The sequence below is a fragment of the Pseudomonas fluorescens genome (genome assembly GCF_902497895.1).
Classification (GTDB): Bacteria; Pseudomonadota; Gammaproteobacteria; order Pseudomonadales; family Pseudomonadaceae; genus Aquipseudomonas; species Aquipseudomonas fluorescens_BP.
In genome coordinates this window covers 31722-52476 of record NZ_CABVHQ010000025.1, presented here as the reverse complement: position 1 = coordinate 52476, position 20755 = coordinate 31722, and the positions used below count along the sequence as shown (strand labels likewise).

15 protein-coding genes and 1 pseudogene are annotated in these 20755 nt (G+C 60.0%); 9 read left to right on the top strand and 7 right to left on the bottom strand.

Going from position 1 to position 20755, the window contains the following annotated elements:
- The first annotated feature begins 172 nt into the window (after positions 1 to 172).
- Positions 173 to 991, top strand: a complete 819-nt coding sequence (locus tag F8N21_RS14600; protein WP_150642805.1) for a pyruvate, water dikinase regulatory protein — start codon at positions 173 to 175, stop codon at positions 989 to 991.
- A 217-nt stretch (positions 992 to 1208) separates the two neighbouring features.
- Here the strand turns inward: F8N21_RS14600 and F8N21_RS14595 are convergent, their stop codons facing one another.
- The gene (locus F8N21_RS14595; RefSeq protein ID WP_150642804.1) at positions 1209 to 2633 is read right to left on the bottom strand and encodes a PLP-dependent aminotransferase family protein; all 1425 of its coding nucleotides are present in this window, start codon (positions 2631 to 2633) and stop codon (positions 1209 to 1211) included.
- Between the two features lie 99 nt (positions 2634 to 2732).
- Here F8N21_RS14595 and F8N21_RS14590 point away from each other — a divergent pair, with 99 nt between their 5' ends.
- The 5 genes and pseudogenes from F8N21_RS14590 to F8N21_RS14570 all read left to right on the top strand — a co-directional run bounded on the left by F8N21_RS14590 (position 2733) and on the right by F8N21_RS14570 (position 8263).
- A complete protein-coding gene (locus F8N21_RS14590; RefSeq protein WP_150642832.1) occupies positions 2733 to 3671 on the top strand; it encodes a DMT family transporter in 939 nt (312 codons plus the stop codon).
- Between the two features lie 24 nt (positions 3672 to 3695).
- A pseudogene (moeB, locus tag F8N21_RS14585) lies at positions 3696 to 5577 on the top strand (molybdopterin-synthase adenylyltransferase MoeB).
- A 27-nt stretch (positions 5578 to 5604) separates the two neighbouring features.
- Positions 5605 to 6519, top strand: a complete 915-nt coding sequence (locus F8N21_RS14580) for a PLP-dependent cysteine synthase family protein (RefSeq protein ID WP_150642831.1) — start codon at positions 5605 to 5607, stop codon at positions 6517 to 6519.
- Between the two features lie 20 nt (positions 6520 to 6539).
- Positions 6540 to 7532 carry a serine O-acetyltransferase gene (locus tag F8N21_RS14575; protein WP_150642803.1) on the top strand — a complete coding sequence of 331 codons (993 nt, stop codon included), beginning with the start codon at positions 6540 to 6542 and terminating at the stop codon, positions 7530 to 7532.
- A gap of 2 nt (positions 7533 to 7534) precedes the next feature.
- On the top strand, positions 7535 to 8263 hold the full coding sequence (locus F8N21_RS14570; protein WP_150642802.1) for an alanyl-tRNA editing protein: 729 nt from the start codon (positions 7535 to 7537) through the stop codon (positions 8261 to 8263).
- 264 nt (positions 8264 to 8527) lie between these two features.
- Here the strand turns inward: F8N21_RS14570 and prpD are convergent, their stop codons facing one another.
- The 6 genes from prpD to F8N21_RS14540 all read right to left on the bottom strand — a co-directional run bounded on the left by prpD (position 8528) and on the right by F8N21_RS14540 (position 17219).
- The gene (gene prpD / locus F8N21_RS14565) at positions 8528 to 10012 is read right to left on the bottom strand and encodes a 2-methylcitrate dehydratase (protein WP_150642801.1); all 1485 of its coding nucleotides are present in this window, start codon (positions 10010 to 10012) and stop codon (positions 8528 to 8530) included.
- A gap of 314 nt (positions 10013 to 10326) precedes the next feature.
- Positions 10327 to 11517, bottom strand: coding sequence for a 2-methylaconitate cis-trans isomerase PrpF (gene prpF / locus F8N21_RS14560; RefSeq protein ID WP_150642800.1), 1191 nt, complete (start codon positions 11515 to 11517; stop codon positions 10327 to 10329).
- A gap of 58 nt (positions 11518 to 11575) precedes the next feature.
- Entirely contained in the window at positions 11576 to 14170 is a 2595-nt protein-coding gene (gene acnD / locus F8N21_RS14555) for a Fe/S-dependent 2-methylisocitrate dehydratase AcnD (RefSeq protein WP_150642799.1), read from the bottom strand.
- 208 nt (positions 14171 to 14378) lie between these two features.
- Positions 14379 to 15506 carry a 2-methylcitrate synthase gene (gene prpC, locus F8N21_RS14550; RefSeq protein ID WP_150642798.1) on the bottom strand — a complete coding sequence of 376 codons (1128 nt, stop codon included), beginning with the start codon at positions 15504 to 15506 and terminating at the stop codon, positions 14379 to 14381.
- 106 nt (positions 15507 to 15612) lie between these two features.
- Positions 15613 to 16503 (bottom strand): methylisocitrate lyase, encoded by an 891-nt coding sequence (prpB, locus tag F8N21_RS14545; RefSeq protein WP_150642797.1) that lies wholly within the window; start codon positions 16501 to 16503, stop codon positions 15613 to 15615.
- Positions 16500 to 17219 (bottom strand): GntR family transcriptional regulator, encoded by a 720-nt coding sequence (locus tag F8N21_RS14540; protein WP_191624328.1) that lies wholly within the window; start codon positions 17217 to 17219, stop codon positions 16500 to 16502. Before F8N21_RS14540 ends, prpB begins: the two co-directional genes overlap by 4 nt.
- Positions 17220 to 17504: 285 nt before the next feature.
- Between F8N21_RS14540 and F8N21_RS14535 the strand changes: the two genes are divergently transcribed.
- Genes F8N21_RS14535 through F8N21_RS14525 form a run of 3 tightly spaced genes read left to right on the top strand, consistent with a single transcriptional unit; the run spans position 17505 to position 20565 of the window.
- Positions 17505 to 18041: an ATP-dependent zinc protease gene (locus tag F8N21_RS14535; RefSeq protein ID WP_150642795.1), complete on the top strand. Its 537-nt coding sequence runs from the start codon at positions 17505 to 17507 to the stop codon at positions 18039 to 18041.
- A 5-nt stretch (positions 18042 to 18046) separates the two neighbouring features.
- Complete coding sequence (locus F8N21_RS14530; RefSeq protein ID WP_150642794.1) at positions 18047 to 19579, top strand: inactive transglutaminase family protein; 1533 nt, start codon at positions 18047 to 18049, stop codon at positions 19577 to 19579.
- The gene (locus F8N21_RS14525) at positions 19579 to 20565 is read left to right on the top strand and encodes an alpha-L-glutamate ligase-like protein (RefSeq protein WP_150642793.1); all 987 of its coding nucleotides are present in this window, start codon (positions 19579 to 19581) and stop codon (positions 20563 to 20565) included. The genes F8N21_RS14530 and F8N21_RS14525 overlap by 1 nt, the downstream gene beginning before the upstream one ends.
- Positions 20566 to 20755 lie beyond the last annotated feature (190 nt).

Below are 20755 nucleotides of genomic sequence, written 5' to 3'. Positions count from 1 at the left end.
GATCTCTCCACTAACTGTGTTGGAAAAGCTCAGGACGCCGGCGGCTCAGAGGAGCATTTGCCAGCGTTATGGCCTGGACCTGGAAAATAAGTGAGAATGCAGGCCATTCGAGGCCGGCAAGCCGCGCCTATCATATCCAAGAATTGTCACTAGCTTAAGGCCCAAGGCGCAAATGAAACGATCCGCTTTCTTTATCTCCGATGGCACGGGCATTACAGCCGAGACCCTCGGTCAAAGCCTTTTGGCGCAATTCGAGAATATTACCTTCAGGAAAGTCACGCGGCCGTACATCGACAACGTGGATAAAGCGCGGGCCATGGTACAACAAATCAACAACGCCGCCGAAACGGACGGATTTCGGCCGATAATATTCGACACCATCGTCAATCAGGACATTCGTGAGATCCTCGCAACGTCAAATGGTTTCATGATTGACATTTTCTCGACCTTCCTCGCGCCCCTGGAGCAGGAATTGAGCGAGCATTCATCGTATTCGGTCGGCAAGTCACATTCCATTGGTGGCAACTCCAATTATATGGAGCGTATCGAGGCGGTGAACTTCGCCCTCGACAACGACGACGGCGCCCGCACGCACTATTACGACAAGGCCGATCTGATTCTGGTAGGTGTTTCGCGCTGCGGCAAGACCCCGACCTGTCTATACATGGCCATGCAATTCGGCATCCGCGCGGCGAACTACCCGCTGACCGAAGACGATATGGAGCGCCTGCAGCTGCCCACCGCCCTGCGCGCCCACCAGCACAAGCTATTCGGCCTGACCATCGACCCGGACCGCCTCACCGCGATTCGCAACGAGCGCAAGCCCAACAGCCGCTATTCGAGCTATGCCCAGTGCGAGTTCGAAGTACGGGAAGTGGAGAACCTGTTCCGCCGCGAGAACATCGCACACATCAATTCCACGCATTTTTCGGTGGAAGAGATTTCGGCGAAGATTCTGGTGGAGAAAGGTGTGGAGCGGCGATTCAAGTAATTTCACGGGAGTATTTTGTGGCGATGCCGGTCGGTTAGGCCTTTACGCGGTCCGTAGCAGCTGGCGAAGCCTGCGTCCGGCTGCGAAGCAGCCGTAAACCCTGCTTCCACGGTTTGCCAGGAACACCGCAGTGCTTGATTTTACGGCCGCTGCGCAGCCGGACGCAGCCTTCGGCAGCTGCTACGGGGGAACATGCGGGGCCTGAAACACGAATGAATCACAAACTGAACCGCCCGGCGCCCTGCCCCAAAGCCGTTGCAAGTGCCTCAAACCCTTCGCGCAGGAGCTGATCATCACCCGATGTATTGCAGATACTCGCCCGAATGAACTGCGGCACCGCCGCATGCCCCACCGCGAAGGATTCAGCCGTCGAGACCAGGTAATTGCTTTGCTTGAGCTCCGCCTCAATTTCCGAAGCCCGCCATGGCTCCGGGACCTCGATCCAGAAGTGCGGGCTGTTCAAATGCGTCTTGTAGGCGAGCCCCGCCAGCAGATCCTCGACCAATGCCTTGCGACGCCCCATCTCAAGTATCTGCTGCTGCAGCAGGTGGGCGGCGGTGCCGTTTTCTATCCAGGCGGTTGCCAGCTCCAGTGTCAAGGGTGTCGCCATCCAGCAGGTGGACCTCAAGGCCGCCGCCAGCCGGCTCATCAATGCCTGCGGTGCATGCAGGTAACCCACCCGCAAACCTGCCGAAACCGCCTTGCTCAAGCTACTGATGAGAATCGTGCGTTCCGGCGCGAAGTAGCTGAGGGGCGGCAGGCGATCTTCAACCAGTACGCCGTGGGCCTCGTCCTCCAGGACCAGCAGGTTATGCTCGCGACAAACCCGGGCCACCGCCTCTCGGCGCGCCACCGAAAGCACCGCGGTCGTCGGGTTCTGAATCGTCGGCGTGCAGTAAAGGGCTGAAACCCGGTGCGTACGGCACACCTCTTCGAGTGCCGAGGGCAGCAAACCTTCGTCGTCCATATCCAGGCCAATCAAGCGAATGCCCAGCATGCGGGCGGCGGTGATCAACCCCGGATAGGTCAGTTGTTCGGTCACCACCGTATCCCCTGGGCGCAGCAGCGCCATCAACGCACACAACAAGCCGTGCTGGCCGCCGTTGACGCAGATCACCTGATCGGCGCTCGGGGAAAACTCACTCTGCTTCAACCAGTGCGCGCCAGCGGCGCGATACCGCGGCAATCCCGCGTCCGGGGTATAGAGACTGATGTCCTGCAGCACCTTGGGATTGTTGGCCAGGGCTTGCAGACTCTGGGCCAGAAAGACGGTTTCCTGACCGGGAATGTGGGTATTGCGGCTCATGTCGAAATACTGCCGGGGTTCCTCGCTGACATTGCGAAAGCCCTCATCGCGTTTGCGTTCCAGCCCACGCTTGCGAACAAAGGTGCCATCACCCACCCGCGCCACCACCAGCCCCAGCTTCTCCAACTCACCGTAGGCGCGACTGATGGTGCCAATCGTCACGCCGAGATTGTCCGCCAGCATCCTGTGGGGCGGCAGTTTGCAGCCGGGCTCGATCACGCCGTCGAGGATCCCCGTTTCTATGGCGCCGGCAAGGCGTTTGTACTTCACGCCCTGACCGTTCGAAAGCCCATTTCGCACAATTGACACCATGTCATTATTTATTTTGACAGCCATCATTCGCCCTAATAGTGTGGTTTAACAGGTTCAATTACCGGATGAAGCCTTTCAATATAGAGGTCAATTCCGCCTCATGGAAGAAATGTCGCCATGCCAATGTCTGCCGTCATCGAAAATAGTGATAAGACTCAAAAACAGTGGCTGGCGGGTGCCATTACCAGTGTGATGTTCCTGATCGTATGCCTGAGCTGGGGAACCACCTGGCTGGGGATCAAGATCGCCGTCGAAAGCGTGCCTCCCCTGACGTCCGCGGGGCTGCGCTTTCTGATCGCCTTTCCATTGTTCCTGTGCTTTGCCAAAGTGCGCCGCGAACCGGTGCTGTTCCCCAGGGAAAGCCGCTGGTTCTTTGTGTTTGTCACGCTGACCTACTTCAGCGTTCCCTACTACTTGCTCAACTACGGTGAGATGCACGTTTCCTCGGGGCTCACGGCGCTGCTGTTCAGCTGCATGCCGGTGTTCATCCTGATTTTTTCCGCCATGTTTCTGCGCGAGAAAATCTACTTTTCCCAAGTCGTCGGCATCGCCATCGGCTTTGGCAGCCTGTACATGATCATCCGCAGCCAGGGATTGCACCTGGACCATGCGGAGTTCCTGGGGGTCATTGCGATCCTCGCCGCGGCCGTGATGCACGCCCTGTGCTACGTGATCACCAAGCAGAAAGGCAGCGCCATCAGCGTCATCACCTACAACACCCTACCCATCGGCATCGCCGGCCTGATGCTGTTCGTGGCCGGGTTGTACATCGAAACGCCGATGTTCAGTGACATCACGCTGCGCTCCTGGAGTGCCCTGCTCTACCTCGGACTGGTCGCTTCGGTCGGCGGCTTCATTGTGTACTTCATGCTGCTCAAGCGCCTGAGTCCGATCATCCTGTCCTTCGTGTTCATTATTTTTCCGGTGTTCGCCGTGGTCATCGGCTCCTGGTACGAAGGCCAGCCGATTTCCAAGGACCTGATGACCTATTCGGCCATTCTGTTGGCGGGGTTTGCGATCACCAAACTCCCGGTGGAAAAACTGCTGGCCAAAAAGAACTGACCCACCTGACTTCGCGAGAGAAACATGGAAGGCCTCTGCCCCAAAACACTTGAGCAGATCTATCGACACGCCAGCAGCACCTACCCCGACGAGTGCTGCGGGTTTGTGTTCAAAGATGGCAGCGTCTACATCGGCGAGAACATTCAGAACGAGCTGCACCGACGCAACCCCGAGGTCTATCGGCGCACCGCCGCCGAGGGCTACACCTTCTCGGTGGCAGACACCTTAATGATGAACAAGAGCTTTCGCAGCGATAACCCCGTTACGGTCATCTATCACTCGCACCCCGATGTCGGTGCCTACTTCAGCCACGAGGACCAGGACAAGGCCCTGTTCATGGGCGAACCGATTTATCCGGTCAGCTACCTGGTCATCGGTGTGCATAAAGGCACGGCAGCAGGTTCCAAACTGTTCGAATGGAATGGCCAGAGTTTTATTTGCAGCCAGGCGTTTTCTTGAAACCATCACCGACCTACAAACGGAGTTGCGCATGAACGCTGTCTCTTTCCCCGACATCCTGGCTCGCGTCGCAAAACTGCCCGATTCGCAACTTGAAGGCAGCGGCACGACGTTGCGCGCAGTGCTCGAAAGCATCTGCACCGACCACCCACAACTGCGCGCGCACCTGCAATACGAGAACAATCAACTCAAGGAACACTTTCTGTTTACCGCCAACGGCGAGCTGATCGAACCCGATGATGCCTTCCCCGCTGGCGGCACCATCGACGTCCTGCTCGCCACGTCCGGCGGCATCGATCAGGACCGCTTGAGCAACGAAGAAGTCCAGCGCTATGTGCGGCACATCACCCTGCCGGGCGTCGGCCGCGAAGGCCAGCTGAAGCTGAAAAACGCCAGGGTGTTGGTGATCGGCACGGGAGGCCTGGGCTCACCGGTGTGCATGTACCTGGCCGCTGCCGGCATCGGCACCCTGGGGCTGATCGACTTCGACGTAGTGGAAAGCAGCAACCTGCAACGACAAATCGTGCATGGCAAAAGCACCTTGGGCCTGCCCAAAGTCGAGTCGGCGAAAAGACGCCTGCAAGACCTCAACGAACATATCCGGATCAACGCGCATAACACGGCGCTGAACACCGACAACGCCCTGGAGCTGATCGGGCAGTACGACGTGGTCGTCGACGGTACCGATAACTTCTCGACGCGCTACCTGATCAATGATGCTTGCGTGCAACTGGGCAAGCCGCTGGTCTATGGATCGATTTACCGTTTCGACGGGCAGATCAGTGTCCTCAACTATCGCGGCGGCCCCTGCTATCGCTGCCTGTTTCCGAAAAGCCCGCCTGCGGAACTGGCGCCCAATTGCAGCGCAGGCGGGGTGATCGGCGTCCTGCCCGGCGTCGTCGGAATGATCCAGGCCACCGAAGCGATCAAGTTGATCATTGGCATCGGCGAACCTTTGGTCGGGCGCTTGATGTGTTTCGATGCGCTGGCGATGAAGTTTTCTGAAATACGCTTCAAACGGCGGGCCGATTGCCCGTGCTGCTCGACCCTGCGCACCGGCCAGCTTGCCGAACACACCGCCGTCAGCTGTGCCAGCGCTGTGCCGACCACGCCACTCCTGGCAGAGGAACGCTACATCACGCCGCAACGGCTCAAGCAATTGCTGGAACTCAAGGGCACGGCCGACATTTTGCTGGATGTTCGCGACGCTTGCGAGCTGGAAGTCTGCCAATTGCCCGGCGTGCTGCACATCCCGCTCGAAGATCTGGAAACCCGACTCGACTCCCTCGATCGCGACCATCACCACTACGTCATCTGTTACGCCGGCATACGCGCCGAACGTGCCGCAAGCACCTTGCTCGCGGCAGGTTTCGCCAATACCCGAGTCCTTGAAGGCGGCATGAAGCACTGGGTTCGTGACGTCGAACCCGACATGCCTTTGTATTGATAGGTGGCGGCCATGAGCTCTTATCTGATGTTGCATAACTCGATACTCGACGCCATCGGCCAAACGCCGATCGTGCGCCTGGAGAAACTCTCCACCGACCTCGGCGTGGAGGTCTTCGTCAAACTCGAATCGCTGAACCCTGGCGGCAGTCACAAAGCCCGCATCGCACTGGGCATGATCCTCGATGCCGAGCGCAAAGGCATTCTGCTGCGTGGCACACAACAGACCATCATCGAGCCCAGCGGCGGCAACACCGGCATTGGCCTGGTGATGGCGGGCAACGTGCTGGGCTACAAAGTGGTTTTGGTGATTCCGGACAACTACAGCCCGGAAAAACAAAAACTGCTGCGCCTGTATGGCGCCGAAGTAGTGCTGTCTGACAGCCGCCTGGGCAACAACTCCCATGGCCAGAAAGCCATGGAGCTGCAACTGGAGAACCCCCACTACGTAATGCTCAATCAGCAGCGTAATGGGGCCAACCCCGAAACCCACCGACAAGGCACTGCTCGGGAAATTGTCCGGGCATTTGCCGGACGCCGGGTGGACTATTTTGTCGGCGGGATCGGTACCGGCGGTCATATCACCGGCATCGGCGAAATACTCAAGGCCACCTGGCCGGCCATCCGCGTTCTGGGCGTCGAACCCGAAGAATGCGACCTGCTCAATGACCAGCACGCGCCCCACCAGATCCAGGGACTGTCGATCGGCATTGTGCCGAGCATTCTCAATCTCTCGGTACTGGACGGCATGCTCAAGGTTTCCAAGGATCAATGCCTGGAAATGATGCAACGGGTAATGCGCAGCGATGCCATCAGCCTGGGGCTTTCATCGGCGGCCAACCTGGTCGCCATTGCCGCCCTGGCCAAGGAAATGCCCGAACACTCCACTGTCCTGACCATGGTCTACGACAGCGCGGACGCCTACCTGCCCTTATTCGAATAATCCAAATGCGGGGTGCCTCCATGGGGGGCTTCATTGATATGCAACAGCTGCACGATGAGTTGCTCGCGCACCTCATCAACACCCTGGAACCTGCTGACTTGCTGCAGCTGGACGGCCATTTGCACAGATTGCTTCCCTGTGTGGCCGATTGGCTTGCCGAGGACCTGATGGCCTTCGCCTCCCGCGACCCGGCATCGCAAGGTCGCGGCAGCTTGATCCTGGAGTCGTACGCGTCCTTCAAGGCTGTTCTCTACTACCGCCTGGCTCATCAGGTGTTGAAGCTTGGCGGCGAAGAGGACCGCTACTTCCCCTGTATCGCGCAAAAGCTCAGCAATCAGGGCAAGCTCCTTTCGGGCGCCGAGATCCACCCGGCGGCGCGGATCGGTCGCCGATTTGTCCTCGATCATGGCTACGGCACGGTGATTGGCGAAACCTGCGAAATTGGCAACGACTGCTACATCCTTTGCGGGGTGACGCTGGGCGCCCGTGGTATAGCCAACAACCCCAATGGCAAACGTCACCCACGCCTGGGCAACAATGTAGAGATCGGCGCGGGAGCCAGAATTCTGGGTTGCGTGACGATTGGCGACAACGTCTTCATCTCGCCGGCGTGTGTCATTACCCATGACGTACCGGCCGACACGAAAGTGAAGATCGTCAATCAGGTCCAGCTGCAGAAAACGTCAGAGTCCGACCATGGCAGTTTCCTCGGCGCCTTTGCGCTCAACGAGCGCTTGCACCTGGTCGGTGAAGTCGGCAACAGCCAACACGTCACACTGCTGGATGCAGACTTTCATCCACTGAGCAGTCTTGCGCTGGAAGCCACCGTCAAAGAGCGCACCCACTTACAGTTCCGGATTCATCACACCGAAGATGGCGACTACCCACCGCGACTGCCACTGAACCTGCATGTCTGCGGGCCCAACCAGGATATTACCTTGATCGCACCACCAGGCTTGAGCGCGATGGTCCGGCGCCTGATGCAAACTCGCCCTCAATCTGTCGGAGGTTGAACATGTCAGTACACACGATGGAAACCCTGGCGCTTTACGATAACGCGCCCTACCAGAACGCTTTCGACGCGAGGATCGTGGCTGTCAGCGATCAGGGTCTCGCCCTGGAGCACACGCTATTTTATCCAACGGGTGGCGGCCAACCCGGGGACACCGGTCTTATCACCTTGCCAGACGGCACCAGCCTCAAGGTGACCGGCACGGTGCGCGACCCGCTCTTGCGTTCGATCATCTGGCATCAGCTGGAGGCTTATCCCCCGCAACTGCGAGCCGGCCTGAAGATCGACGCAAGCCTGGACTGGGAACGACGTTACCAGCACATGAGGATGCATACCTGTCTGCACCTGCTGTGCTCGATCATCGATGCGCCGGTCACCGGGTGCAGCATCAGCCATGATAAAGGTCGGCTGGATTTCGACCTGCCGGAAATGTCCCTCGAAAAAGAACGCATCACTGAGCAATTGAACGCCCTCGTGGCTCAAGCCCTGGAGGTAAAACAGCTGTCCATGCCGGCGTCCGAGTACGCCACGTTGCTGCAGATAACCCGCACGCAAGCCGTCGCACCACCGGTCATACAAGGCGCGGTGCGGGTCATCGAAGTAGACGGCGTCGACATCCAGCCTTGCGGGGGTACACACGTTATCAATACCGAAGAAATTGGCCGGGTCTTCTGCGAGAAAATCGAGAAGAAGAGCAAGCACAACCGGCGAGTGATTTTGCGTTTCGAATAACCGCAAGATCAAAAGATCGCAGCCTGCGGCAGCTCCTACGGGGGTTGCGTACAACCAATCAATCACGGTGGACACACGATCGGCGTAGGAGCTGTGTAAGAGCTGTGTAGGAGCTGTGTAGGAGCTGTCGAGTGAAACGAGGCTGCGATCTTTTGATCTCCATACATTGCACCTAAGCAAGATCAAAAGATCGCAGCCTGCGGCAGCTCCTACGGGGGTTGCGTGCAACAGATCCATCACGGTGACACACGGTGCAAACGTCCCTCAGATCACCCACAAATCCACGAAGCGGTTGACCGGCGTGGCTTCAAGCGCCGCCTGGTCCTTGCACAGAGCAAAGATTTCAGCCGAGCGCTGGGCGGTGAACCGGGTCGCCAGGTTGGCCTTGAACTTGTCTTCCAGCAATGGAATGCCATCGGCGCGACGACGGCGGTGGCCGATCGGGTATTCAACCACAACCTGTTCGGTGCTTGAGCCGTCGTTGAAGAACACTTGAATGGCGTTGGCAATGGAGCGTTTGTCGGCTTCCAGGTATTCCCGGGTGTAACGCGAGTCTTCGACAATGACCATCTTCTCGCGCAACTCGTCGATGATCGGATGAGCCGCATGGAAGTCGTCTTCGTAGTGCTCGGCCACCAGGTTACCGAAGGCCAGCGGCACGGCAGTCATGTACTGGATGCAGTGGTCGCGGTCAGCGGCGTTGGCCAGTTTGCCGACCTTGGAAATGATACGGATTGCCGACTCATGGGTGGTAATGACTATCTTCTCGATCTGCTGCAGACGATCCTTGACCTGCGGGTGCAGGGTCACCGCGGCTTCGCAGGCGGTTTGCGCGTGGAACTCGGCCGGGAAGCTGATCTTGAACAGCACGTTCTCCATCACGTAGCTGCCGTATTCCTGCGAGATGCTGAAGACCCGCTGGTCTTCAGGCTTGAGCGCCAGATCCTTGTTGGTATGACTGAACAGCACGTCGTAGAACCCCCACTGCCCGGCTGTCAGCACCCCGGGAATGCCCATTTCACCGCGCATGGCGATGTCTGCCAGACGCACGCCCCGGCTGGACGCATCGCCCGCCGCCCAGGACTTGCGCGAACCGGCGTTCGGCGCGTGACGGTAGGTGCGCAACGCCTGGCCATCGGCGAACGCATGGGACAGTGCGGACAGCAGTTGTTCGCGGTTGGCGCCCAGCAGTTTCGCGGTGACCGCGGTGGAGGCGACTTTGACCAGGATCACGTGGTCCAGGCCGACCCGGTTGAAGGAGTTTTCCAGGGCGATCACGCCCTGGATCTCGTGGGCCATGATCATCGCCTCGAGCACCGCGCGCAGGGTCAAGGGTGCGTCGCCATTGGCCACGCGTTTCTGCGACAGGTGATCGGCGACTGCGAGGATCCCGCCGAGGTTATCGGACGGATGGCCCCACTCGGCCGCCAGCCAGGTGTCGTTGTAGTCGAGCCAGCGGACGATGCAACCGATGTCCCAGGCCGCCTTGACCGGGTCCAGGCGGTAACTGGTGCCCGGCACCCGAGCGCCGAATGGAACCACGGTCCCCTCGACGATCGGCCCCAGGTGCTTGGTGCACTCGGGGAAACGCAGGGCCAGCAGACCGCAGCCGAGGGTGTCTATCAGGCAGTTGCGGGCGGTGTCCAGCGCCTCTGCGGACTCGATCTTGTAGTTCAGGACGTAGTCGGCGATGTCCTGCAGGACGGTGTCGTAGTCGGGGCGGATGTTCAGGTCGACGTTGGCGCTCATTGGGGTTTGCTCCGGTAAGGGGGGTGATGTTCATCCTCAGGATCAGGGTTGGTTGCGACGAATTGCAGGTCTGGGGTGCCTGCTTGATTTGTGTTTTTTCAGGTGGATCCACCCCTCACCCTAGCCCTCTCCCCAGAGGGGAGAGGGGACTGACCGTGGGAAATTGAAGATCTACGGCGACCTGAAAGCTCTGCATTGAATCCATATTCACTGCGATCTTTCAGGTCGAAGCACATCAAAAAAACACCTCGGTCAGCTCCCTCTCCGCCCTGGGGAGAGGGTTGGGGTGAGGGGTGGTTTTCAGGGTTACCCCCTCAAAAAGCATCACCCGGCACACGAACAAAACCTTCCATCAACACCCGCGCACTGCGGCTCATGATGGCTTTCTTCACGGTCCATTCACCATTGACCTGGCGGGCCTCGGCGCCTACGCGCAGGGTGCCCGAGGGATGACCGAAGCGCACCGCGTTGCGCGCAGTGCCGCCCGCGGCGAGGTTGACCAGGGTGCCAGGAATCGCCGCGGCGGTGCCGATGGCGACAGCGGCAGTGCCCATCATGGCGTGGTGCAGCTTGCCCATGGACAGTGCGCGCACCAGCAGGTCTATGTCACCCGCCGCCACCGGCTTGCCGCTGGAGGCGAGGTACTCGGCCGGCTTGCCGACGAAGGCGACCTTGGGCGTGTGCTGACGCTTGGCAGCTTGATCAAGGTGCTCGATCAGGCCCATGCGCAGCGCGCCGTGGGCGCGGATGGTCTCGAACATCGCCAGCGCCTTGGGGTCGCCATTGATCTGGCCTTGCAGTTCGGTACCGGTGTAACCGATGTCCTCGGCATTGACAAAGATGGTCGGGATCCCGGCATTGATCATGGTCACCTTGAGCGTACCGACGCCAGGCACCTCCAGATCATCCACCAGATTGCCAGTAGGGAACATCGAACCGCCCCCACCCTCTTCTTCGGCGGCCGGGTCCATGAATTCGAGCTGGACTTCGGCGGCCGGAAAGGTCACGCCATCGAGTTCGAAGTCACCGGTTTCCTGCACTGCGCCATCGGTAATAGGCACGTGGGCAATGATGGTCTTGCCGATGTTGGCTTGCCAGATGCGCACGATGGCCACGCCGTCACGCGGCAGGCGACTGGCGTCCACCAGGCCGCTGCTGATGGCAAATGCGCCGACCGCAGCAGAAAGGTTGCCGCAGTTGCCGCTCCAGTCGACGAAAGGCTTGTCGATGGAGACCTGACCGAACAGGTAATCGACGTCGTGGTCGGCCTTGGTGCTTTTGGCCAGGATCACCGTCTTGCTGGTGCTCGAGGTCGCCGCGCCCATGCCGTCGATCTGCTTGTCATAAGGGTCGGGACTGCCGATCACCCGCAGCAACAGTGCATCGCGGGCCGCGCCCGGGACCTGTGCGGATTCGGGAAGGTCTTGCAGGCTGAAGAACACGCCTTTGCTGGTGCCGCCGCGCATGTAGGTGGCGGGAATCCTGATTTGTGGTGCGTGAGCCATGGAACGGGTTCCTTATTGGCAGCGGCGAGACCTTGGCGGCCCCGCGCTGCGCGTCGGGTTAGACGGCAACAGCCGATTCGAGGAAGTCCTGGGCGAAACGCTGCAGCACGCCGCCCGCCTCGTAGATCGAGACTTCTTCAGCAGTGTCGAGACGGCAGGTGACCGGCACTTCGACACGCTCGCCGTTCTTGCGGGTGATCACCAGGGTCAGGGTGCTGCGCGGGATACGTTCGCCGATCACATCGAAGGTTTCACTGCCGTCGATGCCGAGGGTCTTGCGGTCGGTGCCCGGCTTGAACTCCAGCGGCAACACGCCCATGCCCACCAGGTTGGTGCGGTGGATGCGTTCGAAACCTTCGGCCGCGATGGCTTCGACGCCGGCCAGGCGCACGCCTTTGGCCGCCCAGTCCCGGGAAGAACCCTGACCGTAGTCGGCACCGGCGATGATGATCAGCGGCTGCTTGCGCTCCATGTAAGTTTCGATGGCTTCCCACATGCGCATGACCTGGCCTTCCGGCTCGACGCGAGCCAGGGAACCCTGTTTCACCTTGCCGTTTTCCTGAACCATTTCGTTGAACAGTTTCGGGTTGGCGAAAGTGGCGCGCTGCGCGGTCAAGTGGTCGCCGCGATGGGTGGCGTAAGAGTTGAAGTCCACCTCTGGCAGGCCCATCTTGAACAGGTACTCACCGGCCGCGCTGTCGAGCATGATGGCGTTCGACGGCGACAAGTGGTCGGTGGTGATGTTGTCCGGCAGCACGGCCAGAGGGCGCATGCCCTTGAGCGGACGAGCACCGGCCAGTGCGCCTTCCCAGTACGGCGGACGGCGGATATAGGTGCTCATCTCGCGCCAGTCATACAGCGGCTCGACCTTGGGACCGGTGTCTTCTTCGATGGCGAACATCGGGATATAGACCTGGCGGAACTGCTCCGGCTTGACTGAAGCCTTGACCACCGCGTCGATCTCTTCGTCGCTTGGCCAGATGTCTTTCAGGCGGATTTCCTTGCCGTTGGCATCCAGACCCAGCACATCCTTCTCGATGTCGAAACGGATGGTCCCGGCGATGGCATACGCAACCACCAGTGGCGGCGACGCGAGGAACGCATTCTTGGCGTATGGGTGAATCCGTCCGTCGAAGTTGCGGTTACCGGACAGCACGGCCGTGGCGTACAGGTCACGGTCGATGATTTCCTGCTGGATCACCGGATCCAGCGCGCCGGACATGCCGTTGCAGGTGGTGCAGGCAAACGCCACGATACCGAAGCCCAATTGCTCCAGTTCGCTAGTCAGGCCGGCTTCGTCCAGGTACAAGGCCACGGTTTTCGAACCGGGTGCCAGGGACGACTTGACCCAGGGTTTGCGGGTCAGCCCGAGTTTGTTGGCGTTGCGCGCCAGCAGGCCGGCGGCGATGACGTTGCGTGGGTTGCTGGTGTTGGTGCAGCTGGTGATGGCGGCGATGATTACCGCACCATCCGGCATTTGCCCTGGCACATCGTCCCACTGGCCGGAAATGCCTTGGGCCGCGAGGTCCGAAGTGGCCACACGGGCGTGGGGATTGCTCGGGCCGGCCATGTTTCGCACCACCGAGGACAGGTCAAAGGTCAGCCCGCGTTCATATTGGGCGCCCTTCAGGCTGTCGGCCCAGAGACCCGTCAGTTTTGCGTAACTTTCGACCAGTTTCACCTGCTCGTCTTCACGGCCGGTGAGCTTGAGGTAGTCGATAGTCTGCCGGTCGATATAGAACATCGCCGCGGTGGCGCCGTATTCCGGGGCCATGTTGGAGATGGTCGCGCGATCGCCCAGGGTCAGGGCCGAGGCACCTTCACCGAAGAACTCCAGCCAGGCGCCGACCACCTTTTGCTGGCGCAGGAACTGGGTCAGCGCCAGTACCATGTCGGTGGCGGTGATGCCCGGCTGCAACTTGCCGGTGAGTTCGACGCCGACGATTTCCGGCAGACGCATCCAGGAGGCGCGGCCGAGCATGACGCTTTCGGCTTCAAGGCCACCGACACCGATGGCGATCACCCCAAGGGCATCCACGTGCGGGGTATGGCTGTCGGTGCCTACGCAAGTGTCCGGGAAGGCCACGCCATCACGCACCTGGATCACCGGAGACATTTTCTCCAGGTTGATCTGGTGCATGATCCCGTTGCCCGGCGGGATCACATCGACGTTCTTGAAGGCTTTTTTGGTCCAGTTGATGAAGTGGAAGCGATCTTCGTTGCGACGGTCTTCGATAGCGCGGTTCTTTTCGAACGCCTCGGGATCGGAGCCGCCCGACTCAACGGCCAGGGAGTGGTCGACGATCAATTGAGTCGGCACTACCGGGTTCACTTGGGCAGGATCACCACCTTGCAGGGCGATCGCATCGCGCAGTCCGGCGAGGTCGACCAGCGCGGTCTGGCCGAGAATGTCGTGGCACACCACGCGAGCCGGGAACCACGGGAAGTCGAGGTCGCGCTTGCGTTCGATCAGCTGCTTCAGGGAATCGGTGAGCGTGGCCGGGTCGCAGCGACGCACCAGATTTTCCGCCAGCACGCGGGAGGTGTACGGCAGGGTGTCATAGGCGCCGGGCTGGATGCCATCGACCGCCGCACGGACGTCGAAGTAATCCAGATGGCTGCCAGGCAGCGGTTTGCGGAATTCAGTATTCATCGTCAGGACTCGGTCACGGTAAATTCAGAGGGGGCGCCTGGCGCCGGGCTTGAAGTGAACCTGGTTTACTGTGGGAGCGAGCTTGCTCGCGATAGCGGTGTATCAGTCGACATCAATGTTGGATGTCAGTCCGTCATCGCGAGCAAGCTCGCTCCCACAGGATCCGGTTACCACCTACAAACCTCAGCGCCTGTCAGGCACCCACCATTCAGCGTTGTTCGATTGGCACGAACTTGCGCTGTTCGACGCCGACGTACTCGGCGCTCGGGCGGATGATGCGGTTGTTGGCGCGCTGTTCGAACACGTGGGCGGCCCAGCCGGTCAGGCGCGAGCAGACGAAAATCGGCGTGAACAGCTTGGTCGGGATCCCCATGAAGTGGTACGTCGAGGCATGGTAGAAGTCAGCGTTAGGGAATAGCTTCTTCTGCTCCCACATGGTCTTGTCGATGGCTTCGGAGACCGGGAACAGCACGGTGTCGCCCACTTCGTCGGCGAGTTTTTTCGACCAGCCCTTGATCACTTCGTTACGCGGATCGTTGTCTTTGTAGATCGCGTGACCGAAGCCCATGATCTTGTCCTTGCGCTCGAGCATGCCGAGGGTGCCTTTGATGGCCTCTTCGGGGGACTTGAAACGCGAGATCATTTCCATCGCCGCTTCGTTGGCGCCGCCGTGCAGCGGGCCGCGCAGGGTACCGATAGCCGCCGTTATACAGGAGAACATGTCTGACAACGTCGACGCGCAAACCCGCGCGGCGAAAGTCGAGGCATTGAATTCGTGCTCCGCGTAGAGGATCAGCGAAACGTCCATCACTTTGCGGTGCAACTCGCTCGGCGGTTTGTCGTGCAGCAGGTGCAGGAAATGCCCGCCAATGGACTCTTCATCAGTGACGCAGTTGATTCGCAGGCCGTCGTGGCTGAAGCGATACCAGTAGCACATGATCGCCGGGAACGCGGCCAGCATCCGGTCGGTGACGTCATGTTGCTGGGAAAAATCTGTTTCCGGTTCGATGTTACCCAGGAACGAAGCGCCAGTGCGCATCACGTCCATCGGGTGAGCGTCGGCCGGAATGCGTTCGAGCACTTCCTTCAAGGCTTGCGGCAGGTCACGCAGCTTGCTCAGTTTGCTCATGTAAGCAGCCAGTTGCTCCTTGTTCGGCAGATCGCCGTACAGCAGCAGGTAAGCCACTTCTTCAAACCGCGCGTCGGCAGCCAGTTCGCGAACATCATAGCCGCGATAGGTCAGCCCGGCACCCGATTGCCCGACCGTGGACAGTGCGGTTTGCCCGGCAACCTGGCCACGTAGCCCGGCGCCACTCAATACTTTTGCTTCGGCCATTGTTCTCTCCAATCTTGAATTTGTTAGGGAAATTGGCGTAGGAGCTGACGAGCAACGCGAGGCTGCGATCTTTCAGCGATACCCGTCAAACAACGCGATCTATTGCTTATTTCTTCGCAGCAAACAACGCATCAAGCTTCTGCTCGAACACGTGGTAGTCGATGGCGTCGTACAGCTCCATGCGGGTTTGCATGGTGTCGACGACGTTCTGCTGCGTGCCGTCGCGGCGAATCGCCGTGTAGACGTTTTGCGCCGCCTTGTTCATGGCGCGGAACGCCGACAGCGGGTACAGCACCAGCGACACACCAACAGACCCAAGCTGTTCGGTGGTGTACAGCGGCGTCGCGCCGAACTCAGTGATGTTGGCCAGGATTGGCGCTTTCACACGGCTGGCGAACAGCTTGTACATCTCAAGTTCAGTGATGGCTTCCGGGAACACCATGTCGGCGCCGGCTTCGACGCAGGCAGCAGCGCGCTCGAGCGCCGACTCCAGACCTTCCACCGCCAGCGCATCGGTACGCGCCATGATCACGAAGCTGTCATCGGTGCGGGCATCGACGGCGGCCTTGATGCGGTCGACCATTTCCTGCAGGGACACGATTTCCTTGTTCGGACGGTGACCGCAACGCTTGGCGCCGACCTGGTCTTCGATGTGAATCGCCGCCGCGCCGAACTTGATCATCGATTTGACGGTGCGCGCCACGTTGAACGCCGAGGAACCGAAACCGGTGTCCACGTCCACCAACAATGGCAGGTCGCAGACGTCGGTGATCCGCCGTACGTCGGTCAGCACGTCATCCAGACCGGTAATCCCCAGGTCCGGTACGCCGAGGGAGCCGGCAGCCACCCCGCCACCCGACAGGTAGATCGCCTTGAACCCGGCGCGCTTGGCCAGCAGGGCGTGGTTGGCATTGATCGCACCGACCACTTGCAACGGTTGTTCACTGGCGACCGCATCGCGGAAACGCTGGCCTGGAGTGCTCTTGTTGGAACTCATGACTCACCTCGTGGAGTGGCTGTCTGATTGGCGCCGTCCTGATAGTGACGGGCGATATTGCGTTTGGAAGCGCCGATGTGACGGCGCATCAACAACTCGGCCAGTTCCCCGTCGCGATCAGCAATCGCGTCGAGAATCCGGTGATGTTCGGCGAACGCCTGACGCGGGCGGTTAGGCGTGGCGGAAAACTGGATGCGGTACATGCGCACTAACTGGTACAGCTCACCGCAGAGCATCTGGGTCAGGGTGCGGTTGCCGGCGCCCTGAATGATGCGGTAGTGAAAGTCGAAATCGCCTTCCTGCTGGTAGTAACCGACACCCGCCTGAAATGCCGCGTCGCGCTCATGGGTCTCGAGCACCCGACGCAGCTCGTCGATTTCTTCGAGGGTCATGCGCTCGGCGGCCAGACGACAGGCCATGCCTTCCAGGGATTCGCGAATTTCATAGAGCTCGATCAGCTCGGCCTGGCTCAGGGAAACCACCCGCGCTCCGACGTGCGGGATGCGCACCAGCAGCCGCTGCCCTTCCAGGCGGTGGATCGCCTCGCGCAGCGGCCCGCGGCTGATGCCATAGGTGCGCGCCAGTTCCGGCTCGGAGATCTTGCTGCCCGGGGCGATCTCGCCCTTGACGATGGCCGCCTGGATACGGCGGAAGACGTTCTCGGAGAGCGTCTCCGAATCGTCCTGCATTACCAGCGGGGGATCAAGTTGATCCAGCATATTGTCGACACCTTGTAAGCCAATGCGACAAAAACTAGCGAATTAAGCCGGTTCAGTCAAAGGAAAAATAGGTATTGTCGACAATCGTCTAATAACCAACTGCACCATAACGACGCAATAGCTCTGTTTATAGCCGCCCGCAGGCGGTGGCGTCATAAAACCAGCATGCTAGAATGCCGCCCGCATTTGCCTGTCGCCTTAATAAGGCAGGCACACGAGGGAGCTTGCGCAGCAATGCCAGTCGCCTTGAACTGAAGATCGCACTGCAACGCGCCAGGATTTATGAGACTCAAGCCCTTCCTTATATTGCTTTACCTGCTCTGCCTGTCAGGGCCGAGTGCCGCCGCCGAGAAGACCGTTTACGGCTTGAATGAATACGCGCAGCTGTCCGGGATCAACCTGGAAGTCGCGGCCAAACTCGACACCGGCGCCAAGACCGCCTCCCTCAGCGCTCGCGACATCAAGCGTTTCAAACGCAACGGCGAGTCCTGGGTGCGCTTCTACCTGGCGATCGACGCCGCCCATTCGCACCCGATCGAACGTCCGCTGGCCCGGGTCAGCAAGATCAAGCGCCGCGCTGGCGACTACGACCCCGATGAAGGCAAGAACTACACCGCCCGCCCGGTGATTGCCCTGGATATCTGCATGGGCAGCGCTTTACGCAGTATTGAAGTGAACTTGACCGACCGAAGTGCATTCCAATACCCGCTGCTGATCGGCTCCGAAGCGCTGAAACGCTTTGATGCGCTGGTCGACCCCAGTCTTAAATACGCTGCTGGCAAACCCGCCTGCGCCACCGACGCTCTTACCGCAGAGTAATTCCAATGCGCTCTATTACCCTCCATCTGAAACTCCTGATCGCTCTCCTGGTGGCGCTGGGTATTTCGGTCACGGCCTATCAAATCTTCGTGCTCGGCATTCCGGTGACCGAAGACGCCACTGACGACTTGTGGAACATCGACGCCAAGGTCGAGTTCGTCGCCGCCGGAAAGGACCCGATCAAGATCCAGATGTTCGTGCCGCCGCTGAGCCGCGACTACGTCAGCCTGAACGAGAGTTTCATCTCCAATAACTACGGGGTGGCCGTCAACCGCGCCGACGGTAACCGCAAGGTCACCTGGTCCGCGCGCCGTGCCAAGGGCAACCAGACCCTCTACTACCGCCTGGTGCTGACCAAGCGTTACACCGGCGAAAAACTCAAGGTCAAAGGCCCGACCTTCCGTGACAGCATCGCCGTCGAAGGCCCGGAAAAAATTGCCATCGAGGCCTTGCTCGCGCCGATTCGCCAGCACTCGGCAGACGTCGAAACCTTCATCGGCGAAGCCATCAAACGGGTCAACAACCTCAACGATGACAACGTCAAACTGCTGCTGGGCGGCGACCCGTCGACCGCACACAAGGCGAAAATCGTCGAACTGCTGCTGTCCATCGGCCATGTCCCGGTGGAGAAGGTGCATACCATTCGTCTGGTGGCCGACCAGCCACAAACCCCGGAGCTGTGGCTGCGTAGTTTCAACGGCACCGACTGGTTGTACTTCAACCCGGAAACCGGTGAACAGGGTCTGCCTACCGACCGTCTGCTGTGGTGGACCGGTGATGACAACCTGATTACCGTCGATGGCGGCAAGAAAGCCACCGTCACCTTCAGCATGAACAACAGCGAAATGAACGCCATTCGCCTGGCCAAGCTGACCGACGAGAACTCCGACGCCAACTTCCTCGAATACTCGCTCTACGGGCTGCCGCTGCAAACCCAGCAGACCTTCATGATCATGGTGATGATCCCGATCGGCGTACTGGTGATCCTGATCCTGCGCAACCTGATCGGCCTGCAGACTCTTGGCACGTTCACCCCGGTGCTGATCGCCCTGGCCTTTCGCGAGACCCAACTGGGCTTCGGCATCGTGCTGTTCACCATCATTACCGCGCTCGGCCTGTCGCTGCGTTCCTACCTTGAACACCTGAAGCTGCAAATGCTGCCGAGGTTGTCGGTGGTACTGACCTTTGTCGTGGTGCTGATCGCCGCCATCAGTCTGTTCAGCCACAAGCTCGGCCTGGAACGCGGGCTGTCGGTCGCGCTGTTCCCGATGGTGATTCTGACCATGACCATCGAACGCCTGTCGATCACCTGGGAAGAACGCGGTGGCGGCCATGCGATGAAAGTCGCGATCGGCACGCTGTTCGCCGCCACCCTGGCGCACTTGATCATGAGCGTGCCGGAGCTGATCTACTTCGTGTTCACCTTCCCGGCGATCCTGTTGATCATGGTCGGCTTCATGCTGGCCATGGGTCGCTATCGCGGCTACCGCCTGACCGAGCTGGTGCGCTTCAAAGCCTTCCTCAAGGCCGATTCGTAATGTTCGGTTTCTGGAAGACCTGGAAGGCCCTGGAAGCCCGGGGCATCATGGGCATCAATCGGCGCAACGCGGACTACGTGCTCAAGTACAACAAGCGCAGCCTGTACCCGATTGTCGATGACAAGATCATCACCAAGGAACATGCGATCAAGGCCGGCATTCACGTGCCGGAGTTGTACGGGGTGATCTCCACCGAGAAGGAAATCGACAAGCTCGACGAGATCATCGGCGGGCGCAACGATTTTGTCATCAAGCCGGCCCAGGGCGCCGGTGGTGACGGCATCCTGGTGATCGCCGACCGCTTCGAGGGTCGCTATCGCACGGTTTCCGGGAAGATCATCAGCCATGAGGAAATCGAACACCAGATTTCCAGCATCCTCACCGGCCTGTACTCCCTGGGCGGTCATCGGGACCGGGCGCTGATCGAGTACCGCGTGACCCCGGATCAGATCTTCAAGAGCATCAGCTACGAAGGCGTGCCGGATATCCGCATCATCGTGCTGATGGGCTACCCGGTGATGGCCATGTTGCGCCTGCCGACCCGGCAATCGGGCGGCAAGGCCAACCTGCACCAGGGCGCCATCGGTGTCGGCGTCGACCTGGCCACCGGTCTCACCCTGCGCGGTACCTGGCTGAACAACATCATCACCAAACACCCGGACACCACCAACGCGGTGGATGGCGTGCAACTGCCCTACTGGGACGGCTTCATGAAGCTGGCGGCCGGTTGTCATGAGCTCTGCGGACTCGGCTACATTGGGGTCGACATGGTGCTGGACCAGGAAAAGGGCCCGTTGATTCTCGAACTCAACGCCCGCCCCGGCCTGAACATCCAGATCGCCAACGATTGCGGCCTGACCTTGCGCACCCATGCGGTGGAAGCCCGCCTGGAAGAGCTGAAGGCCAAAGGTATCAAGGAAACTGCCGAGGATCGGGTGAAGTTCGCACAAGAGTTGTTTGGGCATATTCCGGGGGTCGAGGGCTGATCTGTGGCGAGGGGGCTTGTCGGAATGCCGCATCGCCCCGTTCGGCGGCGAAGCCGTCGTAAATCCTGGGCAAGCGGGTTTTACCTGACACAATGGGGTGGCTGGTTTTGGGGCCGCTTCGCAGCCCAGCGGGGGCAAGCCCCCTCGCCACAAAGTTCGAGCCAGCCCCTCTTGCATGTATCTCTTCCCG